At 71.3% G+C, this 17027-nt stretch carries 11 protein-coding genes and 1 tRNA gene; 3 read left to right on the top strand and 9 right to left on the bottom strand.

Annotated elements, in window-relative coordinates; translation table 11 throughout:
* Window positions 1-32: 32 nt before the first annotated feature.
* Window positions 33-680, bottom strand: coding sequence for an ANTAR domain-containing response regulator (locus CFK38_RS12055; protein ID WP_096804341.1), 648 nt, complete (start codon window positions 678-680; stop codon window positions 33-35).
* Window positions 681-789: 109 nt separating this feature from the next.
* Between CFK38_RS12055 and CFK38_RS12060 the strand changes: the two genes are divergently transcribed.
* Together CFK38_RS12060 and CFK38_RS12065 are read left to right on the top strand one after the other, a co-directional pair.
* Window positions 790-872, top strand: a tRNA-Leu gene (locus CFK38_RS12060).
* Window positions 873-1394: 522 nt separating this feature from the next.
* Window positions 1395-1574, top strand: coding sequence for a hypothetical protein (locus tag CFK38_RS12065; protein WP_096803291.1), 180 nt, complete (start codon window positions 1395-1397; stop codon window positions 1572-1574).
* A 320-nt stretch (window positions 1575-1894) separates the two neighbouring features.
* Here CFK38_RS12065 and CFK38_RS12070 read toward each other — a convergent pair whose 3' ends face one another.
* Window positions 1895-2254 (bottom strand): SpoIIAA family protein, encoded by a 360-nt coding sequence (locus tag CFK38_RS12070; RefSeq protein WP_096803292.1) that lies wholly within the window; start codon window positions 2252-2254, stop codon window positions 1895-1897.
* 446 nt (window positions 2255-2700) lie between these two features.
* Here CFK38_RS12070 and CFK38_RS12075 point away from each other — a divergent pair, with 446 nt between their 5' ends.
* On the top strand, window positions 2701-5064 hold the full coding sequence (locus tag CFK38_RS12075) for a glycoside hydrolase family 84 protein (RefSeq protein ID WP_096803293.1): 2364 nt from the start codon (window positions 2701-2703) through the stop codon (window positions 5062-5064).
* Window positions 5065-5300: 236 nt separating this feature from the next.
* Here CFK38_RS12075 and pyk read toward each other — a convergent pair whose 3' ends face one another.
* The 7 genes from pyk to trpC form a co-directional block, all read right to left on the bottom strand.
* Complete coding sequence (pyk, locus tag CFK38_RS12080) at window positions 5301-6770, bottom strand: pyruvate kinase (RefSeq protein WP_096803294.1); 1470 nt, start codon at window positions 6768-6770, stop codon at window positions 5301-5303.
* A 102-nt stretch (window positions 6771-6872) separates the two neighbouring features.
* Complete coding sequence (locus tag CFK38_RS12085) at window positions 6873-8351, bottom strand: glutamate synthase subunit beta (protein WP_096803295.1); 1479 nt, start codon at window positions 8349-8351, stop codon at window positions 6873-6875.
* Complete coding sequence (gltB, locus tag CFK38_RS12090; RefSeq protein ID WP_096803296.1) at window positions 8344-12921, bottom strand: glutamate synthase large subunit; 4578 nt, start codon at window positions 12919-12921, stop codon at window positions 8344-8346. The genes CFK38_RS12085 and gltB overlap by 8 nt, the downstream gene beginning before the upstream one ends.
* An 88-nt stretch (window positions 12922-13009) precedes the next feature.
* Window positions 13010-13963 (bottom strand): prolipoprotein diacylglyceryl transferase, encoded by a 954-nt coding sequence (lgt, locus tag CFK38_RS12095; protein ID WP_096803297.1) that lies wholly within the window; start codon window positions 13961-13963, stop codon window positions 13010-13012.
* A gap of 13 nt (window positions 13964-13976) precedes the next feature.
* Entirely contained in the window at window positions 13977-14810 is an 834-nt protein-coding gene (trpA, locus tag CFK38_RS12100) for a tryptophan synthase subunit alpha (protein WP_096803298.1), read from the bottom strand.
* Complete coding sequence (gene trpB, locus CFK38_RS12105) at window positions 14807-16165, bottom strand: tryptophan synthase subunit beta (protein ID WP_096803299.1); 1359 nt, start codon at window positions 16163-16165, stop codon at window positions 14807-14809. The genes trpA and trpB overlap by 4 nt, the downstream gene beginning before the upstream one ends.
* The gene (gene trpC, locus CFK38_RS12110; RefSeq protein ID WP_096803300.1) at window positions 16162-16995 is read right to left on the bottom strand and encodes an indole-3-glycerol phosphate synthase TrpC; all 834 of its coding nucleotides are present in this window, start codon (window positions 16993-16995) and stop codon (window positions 16162-16164) included. Before trpC ends, trpB begins: the two co-directional genes overlap by 4 nt.
* Window positions 16996-17027: the final 32 nt, after the last annotated feature.

A 17027-nucleotide genomic window follows, 5' to 3' on the forward strand; every position in this document is an offset into this window, starting at 1 on the left:
CCCGGCCCACCCCGGGTCCGGACGGTCCCCTCTCAGTCCTTCGGGCCGCCCAGCTGGTCCACCACCGCGTCAGCGACCTCCCGCATGGTCAGACGACGATCCATCGACGTCTTCTGGATCCAGCGGAACGCCTCCGGCTCGCTCAGCCCCATGTTGGTCTGCAGCAGCCCCTTGGCCCGATCCACGCGCTTGCGGGTCTCGAACCGCTCCCCCAGATCAGCGATCTCGGACTCCAGCTGGGTGATCTGCTGAAAGCGGGAGATGGCGATCTCGATCGCCGGCAGCAGGTCCGCCGGGGTGAAGGGCTTGACGACGTAGGCCATCGCGCCGGCGTCCCGGGCCCGCTCGACCAGCTCGGCCTGCGAGAAGGCGGTGAGCATCACCACGGGCGCGAGATTGTCCTCCCCGATCCGCTCGGCGGCGGTGACACCGTCCATCTGCGGCATCTTGACGTCCATCACCACGATGTCGGGGCGCAGATCGCGGGCCTTGGCCACGGCGCTCTCGCCGTCGCCGACGGCCGCGATCACGTCGAAGCCCGCCTCGGTCAGCGTCTCGACGATGTCCATCCGGATGAGGCTCTCGTCCTCGGCCACCACGGCGGTGCGGCGCGGTGCGTCCGCCTGCGGCGGGGCATCGTCCTGGGCGTCGTCGGGGAGGGAAGTCGTGTCGTCAGTCATGTCGCCCTGTGTCTCGAGAAGGGCCTCTCCATCGGTGCACAGCACCTCCAGGGTCAAGGCCGGTGGTCATCAGCGGTATCCTAATCCAGCCCTCCTGCACGGGGGGTGAGCCGGGTTGGCGGAATGGTAGACGCGGCGCACTCAAAATGCGCTGTCCGTGAGGGCGTGCGGGTTCGAGTCCCGCACCCGGCACCCCTTTGCATGCAGCGTGACCAGCGATGATGCTCGTAGGACGACGCAGGACGGGCCGTTCTGAGCACGGTTCGAGCACATGCTTCTTCCGGCACGCCCGGGCCGGCCCGGGCAGACCGCCCCTCTCAGGCGCCAGCTCGGCGAAGAATCGCAGGCGGCCTCTCCGCCGGTCCTCGCCCCTCCCCCAGCGCGTGATGAGCGCTACGCCCGAGAGGCTGTCCGCGCCTCCATCGACGGTGGGACTTCCCACGTCACCAGGCGTCCCAGCGGGTCGTGGACCCGCGCGCGCTCTGTTCTCGGAGACACCAGGACATGAGGAGGATGAGCTGCCATGGCCGACCCGCGAGGTCCGCAGGCACGCTGGTGCACGTGCTCGAGCTCGACCAGAGGTGGCTGACAGAAACCGCCCGTTGACGGATGAGAACCTGGCAAGAAGCTGCCTACCCTGCGATCTCGACGGCCTGTCCATTCGGCCCGGGCCCGACCGGGTCTTCCTCCCCCCACTGCGAAGGTGATGTCCCCATGACCGTCGACGAACTGCGCGTCCTGCTTGCCGACCTCCCTGGCGATGCCGCCATCACAGTCCGGCACGACTACCGCTGCGCGCCCGTGATCGCGGCCGTGTTTGACGAGGACTACCCCACGCTCTGCTTCTCTGTGGACTTCGCGAGCGTAGAGGCCCGCTTCGATCAGCCCCACTAGCTCTTCACGAGGTACCCGCCACTGAGCCAGCAGCCCGGCGGGGCCTGCAGCGCGCGGATCCGTCGCTGCGAGCCCGAGCTGTTCGCGGTGGTGCCACCGGGTGATGGGGCGCCGGACTTCCGATCCCGGCTGAGCACAGCACTTCTGGTGCACTCGGTCCGCTCGATCACCACGCGCCGAGTCGAGCGGCTGCTGTGGGGCTTGCCCGCAGGTCGTCGAGAGTTGATCGGGCTGCGTGTGCCGGATCGGTGCGTTCTTCGGACCGGCTCCCGAGCCACCGACGACGACGAGCAGCACAGGATGTCAGAGCAGCGCGGCGGTCAACCGCGCAGCCAGACCAATGCCTCGTCGCGTTCGCCGGCGTCGAACGTCCGGACCTCGCCGGACATCAGGTTGCCGAAGAGCCCGGAGCCGGTCTGGATCCAGGAGGCGTCGGTGACCACCGCCAGCTTCTCGACGTCGTCGAGAACACCTGCCATCTTGAAGTCCTCGATCCACGCCTTCGGCTCGATGCGACCGGGCTCGATGTCGCCGTACTCGATGAGCAGCCTGACACTGCCGTCGCGGTCGATGACCTTCTTGGTCTCGGAGCGCAGACGCTCCATCTCCTCGGTCGCCACCGAGCCGCTGTAGTCCGCGGTGACGATGTTGGTGCCTTCGATGCTGTCCGTGCTGAGCATGATCCTCCGTCCATCGAGAATGAGTATTCCGGTGACGAACTGCTGGTCCCAGCGTATGGCCCGAGACGGGCACTGACCAGCCTCGAGATCTCATCGGTCGGCTGGCCGAGCAGACCGATGAATGGGCCGAGGACGCCGCTCCCGCGGCCTCGACGTCCTCGCCCGCTGCCGCATCGCCCTTCTCACCGAAGGACTGCTGCGCGACGTCCCGGGACTGCGGACCCGTCGCGCAGATTCATTCCGCAATACCCCTTCAGAATCTGGGGCACCCTGCTACCGTGGACCGGCGAACGTGCCGCACGTCACTCCACCGTGGCGCAGGACACACCACCCATCCCGCGAGCGCCACCCAGCGCACACGGACCCAGAAAGGCGACAACGTGAATCGATACACATCGTCGACGCCCTCCTCCTCCTTCGACTGCTCACGACTCCCCGGCGCGGCCATGCTGTCGCGCCGCGGCGTTCTCGGCCTCGGCCTCGCTCTGGGCGGCGTCGCGGCCCTGCCCGGCGCTGCGGCTCTCGCGTCCCCGGACGGCGGAGAGCTGCCTGTCGTCCGCCCACGACCGAGCGCGATGGCACCGAGTGAGCACGGCATGAATCTCGGTGGGAAGGTCTCGATCATCGTCGGCCCGGACACCGACCCCGCCGCGCTGGCCGCCCTGGAGGCTCTGCTCGAGCGTCCCGGCGGGCCCATCGAGGTCGTCCTGGCGACCGACGAGAGCACCACCGCCGACGGCCCTCGGATCCACCTCGGCACCACGGAGGACAACCCGACGGTGGCCCCCGCTCTCGCCGGCCTCGGCGTCGAGGGTCCGGGCGATCTCGCGCCCGACGGGTACGTCCTGGCCACCGGCCGCGACCGCGGTCCCGTGGCCGTGCTCGCCGGCCGGGACGCCCGGGGCACGTACTACGCCGTCCAGACCCTGCGCCAGCTCCTGGCCGGCAGCTCGACGATCCCCGCCGTGCAGGTGCGCGACGAGCCGCTGATGGAGATCCGCGGGGCCATCGAGGGGTTCTACGGCATCCCCTGGTCGCATCAAGCGCGATTGGACCACTTCGCCTTCTACGGCGCCCACAAGCTCAACACCTATATCTACACCCCGAAGGACGATCTGCTGCTGCGCTCGAAGTGGCGCGAGCTCTACGAGGGCGAGGAGCTGGACCGTCTCGCGGAGCTCGTGAAGACCGCGAACGCCCACCACGTGGCCTTCACCTATGCCCTCTCCCCCGGCAATGACATCACCTACGGCAGCGACGCGGACTTCGAGGCCACCGTGACCAAGTTCGATCAGCTGCGCGAGCTCGGCGTGACCAGCTTCTACATCGCCCTCGACGACATCCCCACCGATCTCGGCGAGGAGGACGCCGCCCAGTTCGGCTCCCTCGCCGCGGCCCAGGTGCACTACCTGAATCGAGTCCAGAGCGAGTACGTGGACGCGAACGGACTGGTCCCTCTGCAGACCGTCCCCACGCACTACGCCGGCTCCGGACCCAGCGCGTACAAGACCGCCTTCGGCACCGGCGCCGATCCCGACATCCGCATCCAGTGGACCGGTGAGGGCGTGTTCTCCCCGTCGATCACCGAGGAATCCGTCGCCCGCGCGGTCGCGAGCTACCACACCGAGCATCTGTTCATCTGGGACAACTTCCCCGTGAACGACGGCCGCCGCGACCGCCTGTTCCTCAACCCCCTCGAGGGCCGTGACGACTCCCTGCACGAGCTGCTGGCCGGCTTCACCGCCAATCCCATGATCGAGCCCTACGCCTCGCTGATCTCCCTGTCGAACTACGGCGACTACTGCTGGAACCCGCCCGCCTACGACCCGTGGGAGTCCTGGGAGGCCGTGCTCGACGAGCTCGCAGGCGCGGACGAGGAGGTCCGGGCCGCTCTACGGGTCTTCGCGGATCTCAACCAGAACTGGCCCTATCGGGCGGGGTCCCCGTCGGCCCCCGAGCTCGGAGCAGACATCGAGGACTTCTGGACGGCGTACGAGGCCGGCGCACCGAGCGGACAGGACCTCCAGGACCGCCTGGCGGCCATCACCGCTCTGGACGGCGTCCTGGCCTCGATGGCGTACGCCCAGTTCCACCAGGACACCCGACCGTGGATCATCGCCGCGGGGCACTGGGCCGACGGACTGCTCGCCCAGGTCGAGATGCTGATCGCGCTCGCGGAGGACCGTTTGAAGGACGCCTCGGCGGCCGCCGCCCGCGTGGGCGACCACATCGCGGAGGCGGGGAAGGCGACCGTCCCGGACCAGCGAGAAGACGGTGTGTATCGGGAGGACCAGATCGTCCCCTCCGTCGGCGATGGACGGTTCGAGACCTTCGCCTCCCGGGCCTGGGAGGAGCTGCGCGCCGTCCTGCCGAACGACCCCTCGCTGCCTTTCCGCGGTCTGCCCGGCACGGCCAGCACCACCATCGGCACCTATGGCGACTACCTCCCGGAGCGGATGGTCGACGGCGACCTGTCCACCTTCTACTGGTCCTCCCGGGCCCCACAGGTCGGCGACGAGATCCGCGTCGAGCTCGAGCAGAGCCACCCGATCGGATTCGTGCGCGTGCAGATGGCCCGCGGCGACACCGCTGCCGGCGATCAGATCTATCACGGAGCGCTCGAGCTCTCTGCCGACGGCGACAGCTGGAACGAGGTCGGTGCCACCACCGGTGAGCCGGTCGTGGAGGTGACCCTGGACGAGCCTGTCGAGGCGCGGTACGGCCGCCTTCGCGTGACCGGACCCAATCCCGGCGGGAAGTGGGTTCAGGTCCGCGAGTTCGGACTCGCCGAGGAACCGCCGACCCCCTGACTCCACCGAGGCCGGCCCCGGACCGAGAACCGGTCCGGGTCGGCCGGTGAGCACTCCCTGCCACCACCGCGCTCCCGCCCGTGACCCGCACCGCGAGCAGGTGGTGAGCAGGGGCTGCAGGCTCACGCGCAGGAGGGCAACGGGTCGGTCCCCGCTGTCCGGCACCTCGTCCCACGAGAGCGGCGGCCGGCGGCCCAGGGGCTGCCGGCCGCCGCCAACGCGGAACGTCCTATCTCTCAGCTGTGCACGCCGGAGGCGATGCGGTCCGCTTCGATCCGGGCGGATTCGGTGCCGTCGAGGTCACCGATGCGGTGCACGCGCAGCGTGTTGGTGGAGCCGTGCACGCCGGGAGGGGAACCGGCGGCGACGATGACCAGATCGTTCTTCTGCAGGCCCTTCTCCTCGCGCAGCAGATCGTCGACCTTGCCGACCATCGCATCGGAATCCTTCTGCATCGGGACCAGATGCGCCTCGATGCCCCAGGTCATCGACAGCTGGCGGGCGACCTCGGGATACGGGGTCAGTGCCAGCAGCGGGATGCTGGGACGCAGGCGGGACAGGCGGCGAGCGGTGTCCCCGGACTCGGTGAAGGTCACCAGGTACTGGGCGGAGAGCTGGTCGCCGATCTCGGCGGCCGCGCGGGTGATCGCACCGCCGCGGGTGTGCGGGATGGTGCCCAGCGGGAGGATGCGGTCCGCGCCGTTCTCCTCGGTGTTGATGATGATCCGGGCCATGGTGCGCACGGCCTCGAAGGGGTACTTGCCCACGCTGGTCTCTCCGGAGAGCATGACCGCGTCGGCGCCGTCGAGGATCGCGTTGGCGCAGTCCGAGGCCTCGGCGCGGGTGGGCCGCGGGCTCTCGATCATCGACTCGAGCACCTGGGTGGCGACGATCACGGGCTTCGCATTGCGGCGGGCCAGCTCGATGGCGCGCTTCTGCACCAGCGGGACCTGCTCCAGCGGCAGCTCGACACCCAGGTCGCCACGGGCGACCATGATGCCGTCGAAGGCGCCGACGATCGAGCGCAGCGCCCGCACCGCCTGCGGCTTCTCGATCTTGGCGATCACCGGCACCCGACGGTTCTCCTCCTGCATGATCCGCAGGACGTCGTCCATGTCGTGGGCATCGCGGACGAAGGACAGCGCCACCAGATCCGCGCCGAGGCCCAGACCGAAGCGGAGATCCGCCACGTCCTTCTCGCTCATCGCGGGAACGGACACGGCCACGCCCGGCAGGTTGATGCCCTTGTTGTTCGAGACCGGCCCGGGGACCTCGACGACGGTGACGACCTCGGTGTCGGTGACCTCGGTGACGCGCACGGAGACCTTGCCGTCGTCGATGAGCAGGACGTCACCGGGGCGGCAGTCGCCCGGCAGGCCCTTGAAGGTGGTGGAGACGCGCTCGCGGGTGCCCTCGATGTCGTCGGTGGTGATGGTGAGGGTCTCACCGACCTCGAGCTGATGCGGTCCGTCGGAGAACTTGCCCAGGCGGATCTTCGGGCCCTGGAGGTCCACCAGCACGGCGACGTTCTTCCCGAGGTCCTCGGCGGCGCGACGGATGTTCGCGTACACCTGCGAGTGATCGTCGTGCGTGCCGTGGCTGAAGTTCATCCGGGCGACGTTCATCCCGGCTTCGATCAGGGTGCGGATCTGCTCGTAGGTACCGGTCGCGGGACCGAGTGTGCAGACGATCTTCGCTTTGCGCATGTCAACCCATCTGTAGTTCGTGTGAGGGCCGCGTTCCCTCCCGGAACAGCGCGAGTGCGCCGCAGGAGGGCCGCGGCATCGCGTGTTCTGAGCCCTAGTCTTTCACATTGTGACGGGCTTCTCTCCGGGGTCCACGGGGCGCGGCAGCGAAGAGCTCCCCATCAGCTGGGCATCGACCGCCGCGGCGCAGGAGCGCCCCTCGGCGATCGCCCACACGATGAGGCTCTGGCCTCGGGCGCAGTCCCCGGCGGTGAAGACCCCGGGCACGGTCGTGGACCAGTCAGCATCGTGCACGATGTTGCCGCGTGAGGTGATGTCCACTCCCAGCTCCTCCAGCAGGCCCTCTCTGCGGGCCGCGGTGAAGCCCAGGGCGAGCAGCACCAGGGTGGCGGGCAGCACGGTCTCGGTGCCGGGGGTGGGCACGCGGGACCCGTCCTGGTACCGGGTGCGGGCCACGACGAGCCCGCTCACGGAGCCGTCTGCGTCGACCCGGAAGCCGGTGGTCGAGGCGAGGTAGGAGCGCTCCCCGCCCTCCTCGTGGGCGGCGGAGACCTCGAACAGCACGGGATGCGTGGGCCAGGGCTGGCTCTCGTCGCGCTCTGCCGGTGGCTGGGTGCCGATCGCGAGGGTGGTCACCGAGCGGGCGCCCTGGCGCAGCGCGGTGCCCAGGCAGTCGGCGCCGGTGTCCCCGCCACCGATGATCACCACGTCCTTCCCCTCCGCGGTGAGCGGGTCCTCGACCCGGTCGCCCTCGACCAGGCGGTTCGCCTGGGTGAGGTAGTCCATCGCGGCATGGATCCCGCCGGCCTCACGGCCGGGCACCGCCAGCTCGCGCGGCACGCTCGCTCCGGTGGCGAGCACCACCGCGTCGAAGCGGGAGCGCAGCTCCGGGACGCTCAGCGAGCCCTCCCCCGTCCCTCCCACCTCGACCCCGGTGCGGAAGCGGGTGCCCTCGGCGCGCATCTGCCCCAGCCGCCGCTCGAGATGGCGCTTCTCGAGCTTGAACTCGGGGATCCCGTAGCGCAGCAGTCCGCCGATCCGGTCCTCGCGCTCGAGGACCACCACGGAGTGCCCGGCACGGGTCAGCTGCTGGGCGGCGGCGAGCCCGGCCGGTCCGGAGCCGACCACGGCCACCGAGCGGCCCGTCTGCCGCGTGGGCTCGACAGGCTGCACCCAGCCCTCCGCGAAGGCCCGGTCGATGATGGAGACCTCGACGTTCTTGATCGTCACCGGGGGCTGGTTGATCCCCAGCACGCAGCTGGACTCGCAGGGCGCCGGGCAGGCGCGGCCGGTGAACTCCGGGAAGTTGTTGGTCGCGTGCAGGCGCTCGCTCGCCTCCCGCCAGTCCTCGCGGTAGACCAGGTCGTTCCACTCCGGGATCAGGTTGCCCAGCGGGCAGCCCTGATGGCAGAAGGGGATGCCGCAGTTCATGCAGCGTCCCGCCTGCCGGGAGACGACGTCCAGGGCGCCGTGCTCCCTGGCCTCGTAGACCTCCCGCCAGTCCATCAGGCGCAGCGGGACCGGGCGCCGGGCGGGCAGCTCCCGGTCGCGCTCGCGCAGGAATCCTCGGGGATCAGCCATGGGTGGCCTCCATGATCTCGTTCCAGACGTGGTTCGCATCGGGGTCCTCGCCCCGGGCCGCCGCGTCCTCGCGGAGGGCGGTGATGGTGAGGAAGGCGCGCGGGGCGATCTCGGTCAGCCGCTCCAGCAGCTCCTCCTCGTCCGCGAGCAGCGCGGCCGCCCGGTCGGAGCCCGTGCGCGCGACATGGTCGGCCACCGTCTCGAGCACGAACCCGCGGTGCTCGTCCCGCACCGGTGTCACCGCGAAGCCGGGGGCATCGGCGGGATTCAGGCGGGCGGGGTCGAGATCGAGCACGAACAGGGTGCCGCCGCTCATCCCGGCCCCGAGATTGCGGCCCGTCGGCCCCAGCACCAGCACGGCGCCACCGGTCATGTACTCGGCGCCGTGGTCGCCGATCCCCTCGACGACCAGGGTCGCCCCGGAGTTGCGGACCCCGAACCGCTCCCCCGCGGCGCCGGCCAGCAGCAGTCGGCCGCTGGTCGCGCCGTAGGCGCAGGTGTTCCCGGCGATCGGGGCGGAGGTCAGTGACGGGGCGGTCCCGGCGCCGTGGCCGACGGCGACGATGCCGCCGGAGAGGCCCTTGCCGACGTAGTCGTTGGCATCCCCTCTCAGGTGCATGCTGATCCCGCGCGGCAGGAAGGCGCCGAGGGACTGGCCGCCGGTGCCCTCCAGGTCCAGCACGATCGCGTCCTCGGCCAGGCCCTGGCCGCCGGTGCGGCGGGTGACCTCGTGCCCGAGCAGGGTGCCGGCGCTGCGCTGGACGTTGCGCAGGGTGTCCCGCAGGCGCACCGACCCGGCGGTGCCCTCGAGCACCTCCCGGGCACCGGCGATCCAGGGATGGTCGGCGGCGCGGTCCAGCTGGTGGTCCTGCCCGCGCCGCCGACGGCGGAAGTCGCCCTCGTGGACGAGCGGCGGGGCGAGGATCGCGGTGAGGTCCAGGCCCTCGCGCTTGGCGGCGCCGAGCACGGTGGCGGCCCGCTCGCCCTCGGCCAGGGCCAGCAGGTCGCCGCGGCCGATCGCCTCGTCGAGGGTGCGCAGCCCCAGCGCCGCCAGCTGCTCCCGGACCTGTTCGGCGAGGAAGCGGAAGAAGGTCACCACGTGCTCGGCCTTCCCGGTGAAGCGCTCCCGCAGCTCGGGGTTCTGGGTGGCCACGCCGACGGGACAGGTGTCCAGGTGGCAGACGCGCATCATCACGCAGCCGGAGACCACCAGCGGCGCGGAGGCGAAGCCGTACTCCTCCGCGCCCAGCAGCGCGGCGATCACGACGTCGCGTCCCGTCTTCAGCTGTCCATCCACCTGCACCGTGATCCGATCGCGCAGACCGTTCTGCAGCAGGGTCTGCTGGGTCTCGGCCAGGCCCAGCTCCCAGGGGGTGCCGGCGTGCTTGAGGGAGTTCAGCGGGCTGGCGCCGGTGCCGCCGTCGTGGCCGGAGATCAGGACCACGTCCGCATGTGCCTTGGAGACGCCGGCGGCGACCGTGCCCACGCCGAAGCGGGAGACCAGCTTGACGTGGATGCGCGCCGCGGGGTTCGCGGACTTCGCGTCGTGGATCAGCTGGGCGAGGTCCTCGATCGAGTAGATGTCGTGGTGCGGCGGGGGCGAGATCAGCCCGATCCCGGGGGTGGAGTGCCGGGTGCGGGCGATCCACGGATAGACCTTCTGAGGAGGCAGCTGCCCGCCCTCCCCGGGCTTGGCGCCCTGGGCGATCTTGATCTGGATGTCCCTGGCGAAGGTGAGGTACTCACTGGTGACCCCGAAGCGGCCGGAGGCGATCTGCTTGATCGCGCTGCGTCGCTCCGGATCGCGCAGGCGCTCGGGGTCCTCGCCGCCCTCGCCGCTGTTGGACATGCCGCCCAGGCGGTTCATGGCGATCGCGAGGGTCTCGTGGGCCTCCTGCGAGATCGAGCCGTAGCTCATGGCCCCGGTCATGAAGCGCCGGGTGATCGCCTCGACCGGTTCGACCTCGTCCAGCGGCACCGGCTCGAGCCGGCCGGTGCGCAGGCGCAGCAGCCCGCGCAGCGTCATCAGGCGCTCGTGCTGGTCGTCGACCTCATCGGTGAAGCGACGGAACTCCTCGTACTGCCGCGTGCGGGTGGAGTGCTGGAGGCGGAACACCGCCTCGGGCGTGAACAGGTGCGGCTCCCCCTCACGGCGCCACTGGTACTCGCCGCCGACGGGGAGGGCGCGGTGCGCGGGCCGCTGTCCGTCCACCGGATAGGCCAGCGCGTGGCGGGCCGCGTTCTCCGCGGCGATGACGTCCAGCGTGATCCCGCCGATGCGGCTGATGGTGCCGGGGAACCAGGCCTCCACGAGTTCGTCGGCGAGGCCGACGGCCTCGAAAGTCTGGGCGCCGCGGTAGGAGGCGACGGTCGCGATGCCCATCTTGGACATGATCTTCAGGACCCCCTTGCCGAGTGCGCGGTTGAGGTTCGCGACCGCCTGCTCGGCGGTGAGGTCGCTGACCACACCGCGGTCGACGAGCTCCTCGACGCTCTCCATCGCGAGATAGGGGTTGATCGCGCTCGCGCCGTAGCCGATCAGCAGGGCCGCGTGGTGCACCTCCCGCACGTCCCCCGCCTCCACCAGCAGTGCGGCGGAGGTGCGCCGGCCGGTGCGCACCAGGTGGTGCTGGATGGCGCTGGTCAGCAGCAGGGACGGGATCGGGGCGAGCACCTGGTTCGCGTCACGGTCCGACAGCAGCAGGAAGGTGGCGCCCTCGTCGATCGCGGTGACCGCCTCCTCGCAGAGCTCGTGCAGCCGCTGCTCGAGCGCGGCGGTGCCCCCGCCCACCGGGTACAGGCCGCGCAGCCGCACGGTGCGGAAGTCGGCGGTGGCGGGGTGCGCATCGATCGCGACGATCTTCGCCAGCTCGTCGTTGTCCAGGATCGGGAAGTCCAGGGCGAGCTGGCGGGCATGCTGCGCGGTGGCGTCCAGCAGGTTCCGGGAGCGGCCGATGGTGACGCCCAGGGAGGTGACGATCTCCTCCCGCAAGGAATCCAGCGGCGGGTTGGTGACCTGCGCGAACATCTGCGTGAAGTAGTCGAACAGGAGGCGGGGACGGTCCGAGAGCGCCGCGATGGGGGTGTCGGTGCCCATCGCGCCGAGCGGTTCGGCGCCCTTCGCCGCCATCGGGGCGAGCAGGACGCGCAGCTCCTCCTCCGTGACGCCGAAGGTCTGCTGGCGCCGCACCACGGAGGCGCGGGAGTGGGTGATGTGCTCACGCGCGGGCAGGTCCGCGAGCGGGACCTTCTGCTCCCGCACCCAGGTGTGGTAGGGGTGCGCGGTGGCGAGGGCGCGGGTGAGCTCCTGGCTGGGGAGGATCTCCCCGCGCTCGAGGTCGAGCAGGAAGATCTCCCCCGGTGCGACCCGGCCGGTGCGGACCACGGCGCTGCGCGGCACGTCCACCAGCCCGGTCTCGGAGCCGAGCACGATCAGGTCGTCGTCGGTCACCCAGTAGCGCAGCGGCCGCAGCCCGTTGCGGTCCAGCCTCGCACCCACCTGCGTGCCGTCGGTGAAGACCACCGCGGCGGGGCCGTCCCACGGCTCCTGGAGCGCTGCGTGGTACTCGTAGAAGGCCCGCAGATCCGGATCCATCGAGGCGTCGTTCTCCCACGGCTCGGGGATGAGCATCATCAGCGAGTGGGCGAGGGAACGGCCGGACAGGTGCAGCAGCTCGAGCGCCTCGTCCAGGCCGGCGGAGTCGGAGGCACCGGGGGTGTTCACCGGCAGCAGCCGGGCGAAGTCCTCGCCGAAGGCGTCGGTGGCCATGGAGCCCTCGGCGGCGCGCAGCCGGTTGCGGTTGCCGATCACGGTGTTGATCTCGCCGTTGTGCGCGAGGGTGCGGAACGGCTGGGCCAGCGGCCAGGCGGGGAAGGTGTTGGTGGAGAAGCGCGAGTGCACGATCGCGAGCCGGGTCGCGAAGCGGGGATCGCGCAGGTCCGGGTAGAACGCATCGAGCTGGACCGGGGTGAGCATGCCCTTGTAGACCATCACCCGGGTGGACAGGGAGGGGAAGTAGCCGGCGGTGCTGTGCTCGACCCGGCGGCGCACCGCGAAGGCGGCGCGCTCGAGGGCGAGCCCGGTGCGCTCGCCGGCGGTGTCGGCGAGGAAGACCTGCACCATGTCCGGACGCACCGCCTCCGCGGAGGGACCGACGATCCCCTCGGTGACCGGGACGTCGCGGGTCCCCAGCAGCTGCAGGCCCTCCTGCGCGGCGATCTGCGCGAGGGCTGCCAGCACCCGCTCGCGTCCGCTCCGATCGCGCGGCACGAAGGCGGTGCCGGCGGCGTAGGCGCCGGGGGCCGGGAGGGTGATCCCGCTGACCGCCCGCAGGAACGTATCGGGCAGCTGGACGATGATCCCCGTGCCGTCGCCCGTCTCCTCCTCGGCGCCGACGGCGCCGCGGTGCTCGAGATTGCGCAGCGCCGTCAGGGCGTGCTCGACGATGTGGTGGCCGGGGTCGCGAAGGGTGGCGATCATCGCCACGCCGCAGGAGTCGACCTCGGAACCCGGGTGGTAGAGCCCGTGAGCGGCGGGGAGGGTGGAGAAGCGGGAGCTGAGCGGGAGCATGATGCCTGAGCCCTTCTGGGTGGGCGGCCGGTGGCGGGATCGTCGTGATGACGTGCACCCTCACCCGGGGCGCCTCCCGTGCCGGCGATCAGCGTCGCTCGGGGTGGGGTCCCTGGGGTCCGGGTGCCGGGTCGGGGCCGGGGGAGGGAGGCGTCCCGGACTTCTCGATCTCGTCCTCGTCCGGGCCGTTGCCCGCGGTCTGCGCAGGCAGCTCGAAGGAGCCGTCGGCGGCGACGACCTCTCCCCCGCGCTGCTGCCTGCGCCGGGTGAGCACGATGAACATCGCGATGCCGACCAGCGCCATCACGATCGCGACCAGGGTGTGGATGCGCAGCGGCCCGATCATCAGCACCGGCTCGGTGCGGATCGCGTCCACGAGGGCGCGCCCGGTGGAGTAGATCGCGACGTAGGCCCAGAAGATCCGGCCGCCGGCCCAGTGGTGGCGACGGCTGAGCAGCAGCAGGACGGCGAGTCCCGCGAGCATCCACAGCTGCTCGTACAGGAAGGTGGGGTGGTAGGTGCCGGGGACGCAGCCGCCGATGGGCTGCCCGTTGGTGACGCAGGTGATGTCCCATGCCCACCAGGCATCCAGCGCAGGGCCGTAGAGCTCCTGGTTGAACCAGTTGCCGAAGCGGCCCAGGATCTGGGCGATCAGCAGCGTGGGGGCGACGGTGTCGGCCAGGGCGGTGAAGGAGACGCCCTTGTGGCGTGCCATCAGCCAGACCGCGAGCGCACCGCCGGCGACTCCGCCGTAGATCGCGAGCCCGCCCTGCCAGATGTAGAGCACGGCCAGCGGGTCCCCGTCGGGGCCGAAGAAGGGCGCCGGGGAGGTGAGCACGTGCCAGATGCGGGAGCCGACGATGCCTGCGATGATCGCCACGAAGATGATGTCGAAGAAGGTGTCGCCATCACCGCCGCGCCGCTCCCAGCGCTTGGTCGCCCACCACATCGCCACGGCGATCCCCGAGAGGATGCACAGGGCGTAGAAGTGGATCGTGAGCGGTCCGATCGAGAGCGCGGAGATCGACGGGCTGGGGATCATGTCCGTCCTCCGCTCAGGTCTCGGTGCGGGCGCGCTCGACGCCGGCGCGCAGGTCGTCTGCCACCGCCGCCAGGGCGGTGCGGGCCGCCGCGTGGTCGCCCTGGTTCTCGATCAGTGCGCGCACGAAGGCGGACCCGACGATCACCCCATCAGCATACGCGCCGACCTGCGCGGCCTGTTCACCGTTCGAGACGCCCAGCCCCACGCAGACGTTCTTCGCGCCGGCCGCCCGGGTCCGCTCGACCAGGCCCTCCGTGGCCGCGGAGACGCTCGCCCGGGTGCCGGTGACTCCCATGGCGCTGGCGGCGTAGACGAAGCCCTCGGTGTGCGAGACCACATGCGCGAGGCGGTCGCGCGGGGAGCTCGGAGCCACCAGGAACACCCGGTCCACGCCGTGCCGCTCGCCGGCCTCGATCCAGTCGGCGCCCTCGTCGGGGATGAGGTCCGGGGTGATCACGCCGGCGCCGCCGGCGGCCGCGAGGTCGCGGGCGAAGGCGTCGGGGCCGTAGGCGAGGATCGGGTTCCAGTAGCTCATCACCAGGATCGCCGCGCCCCGGCCCGAGAGCGCCTCGACGGCCTCGAGCACGTGGCGGGTGCGGGTGCCGCCGGCGAGGGCGGCGGAGGCCGCCTGCTGGATCACGGGGCCGTCCATGACGGGGTCGGAGTACGGCAGTCCCAGCTCGATCATGTCGGCGCCGTGGTCGATGAGGATCCGGGCGGCCTCGATCGACCGCTCCAGATCGGGGTAGCCCACGGGAAGATAGGCGATGAGCGCGGCGCGGTTCTCGGAGCGGGTGCGGTCCAGGACCTCGCCGGCGCGCAGGCGGGCGGTGTCGGCGGTGGTCATCGTGACTCCTCGGGCTTCTGTGCGGCCCGGTCCGGGCTGGTCTCGCGGGCGGCGGCGCGGAGCGCGGACAGGTCGGCGCGGGCCGGTTCGTCGCCCACCAGGCCGAACCAGGTCGAGGCGGTGTCGACGTCCTTGTCCCCGCGGCCGGAGAGGCTCACCAGGATCACGGCGTCCTCCCCGAGCTCCCGGCCCAGCTGCAGGGCACCGGCGAGGGCATGGGCGGATTCGATCGCGGGCATGATGCCCTCGGTCATCGACAGCAGCGCGAAGGCGTCCATCGCGGGACCGTCGTCGACGGCCCGGTACTCGGCGCGGCCGATGTCCGCCAGCCAGGCGTGCTCGGGACCGACGCTGGGATAATCCAGCCCGGCGGAGACGGAGTGGGACTCGATGGTCTGACCGTCCTCGTCCTGCATCACGAAGCTGCGGGCACCGTGCAGCACCCCGGCGGAGCCGCCGTTGAGGGTCGCCGAGTGCCGGCCCGAGTCGATGCCGTCGCCCCCGGCCTCGCAGCCGATCAGCCGCACCAGCGGGTCCGTGTCGTCGAGGAAGGCGTGGAAGATCCCCATCGCGTTGGAGCCTCCGCCCACGCAGGCGACGACCGCGTCGGGGAGCCGGCCCACCCGTTGCAGGGTCTGGGCCCGGGCCTCCTCGCCGATGATGCGGTGGAAGTCGCGGACCATCGCCGGGAAGGGATGGGGACCGGCGACGGTGCCCAGCAGGTAATGGGTGGTCTCGACGTTCGCGACCCAGTCGCGGAATGCTTCGTTGATCGCGTCCTTGAGGGTGCGCGAGCCCTGCTCGACGGGGACCACGTCCGCGCCCAGCAGTCGCATGCGGGCCACGTTCAGGGCCTGGCGCTCGGTGTCCTCACCGCCCATGTAGATGGTGCAGTCCAGCCCGAACAGCGCCGCGGCGGTCGCGGTGGCGACGCCGTGCTGACCGGCGCCGGTCTCGGCGATCACCCGGGTCTTGCCCATGCGCTTGGTCAGCAGCGCCTGCCCCAGCACGTTGTTGATCTTGTGGCTGCCGGTGTGGTTCAGATCCTCCCGCTTGAGCAGGATCCGGGCACCTCCGGCGAGCTGCGAGAAGCGCGGGGCCTCGGAGAGGAGGGAGGGACGCCCGGTGTAGTCGGCAGCCAGCCGCTGCAGCTCGGCGGTGAACTCCGGGTCCACGATCGCCTTCTCGTACACCTCGATCAGCTCGTCGAGCGCGGGCACCAGCGCCTCGGGCAGGAAGCGGCCGCCGAAGTCGCCGAAGTACGGCCCGGTCTCGGAGCGCAGCTCGGTGGTGGGGCGGGTGAGATCGAGGACGACGTCCTCGCCGGGGACGCGCTGGTGGTCGGGGCTGCTCATGCCTGAGCTCCTTCCGGGAGGGGGCGGCCGCGGCGGGCCACCCGACGGTACGAGGCGACGGCGCCGGCCGGATCACCGGAGGTGACCAGTGCCTCGCCGACCAAGACGGCGTCGGCACCGGCGGCGGCGTAGGCCTCGACGTCGGCGACCGAGGCCACCGCCGACTCGCCGATCGCGAGGGGCCCGGCGGGGATCCTGGCCAGCAGGTCCGCTGCCCGGCCGAGGTCGACGGTGAGGTCCTTGAGGTTGCGGGCGTTGACGCCGATGAGGTCCGCCCCGAGGGCGAGCGCGCGCTCGAGCTCGGGCGCTGTGTGGGTCTCCACGAGCGCCTGCATGCCGAGCTCGCGGGTGAGGTCGTGCAGGTCCCGCAGCTCGGCGTCGTCCAGGGCGGCGACGATCAGCAGCACCAGATCGGCGCCGTGGGCGCGCGCCTCGAGCACCTGGTAGGGCTCGACCACGAAGTCCTTGCGCAGCACCGGGACGTCGACCCGGGCCCGGACGGCATCGAGGTCGGCGAGGGTTCCGCGGAAGCGGCGCTGCTCGGTCAGGACGCTGATCGCACAGGCGCCGGAGTCCGCGTAGAGCGCGGCGAGCGCGGCCGGTTCGGGGATCTCGGCGAGAGCTCCCTTGGACGGGCTGGAACGCTTGACCTCGGCGATCAGACCCATCGTGGTGCCGTCGCCGCGCAGTCGCGCGGCGGCGTCGAGGGCCGGCGGGGCGGCGTGGGCCCGACGAGCGATCTCCGCCTCGGGCACCGCGGCGCGGCGCGGCGCGAGATCCTCCCGCACGCCGACGATGATCTCGTCGAGGACGGTTCCGGTGGTGGTCACACAGGCCTCCTGCAGCAGGTCGGGGTGGTGGG

The organism is Brachybacterium vulturis (assembly GCF_002407185.1).
In the GTDB taxonomy this organism is placed as follows: domain Bacteria; phylum Actinomycetota; class Actinomycetes; order Actinomycetales; family Dermabacteraceae; genus Brachybacterium; species Brachybacterium vulturis.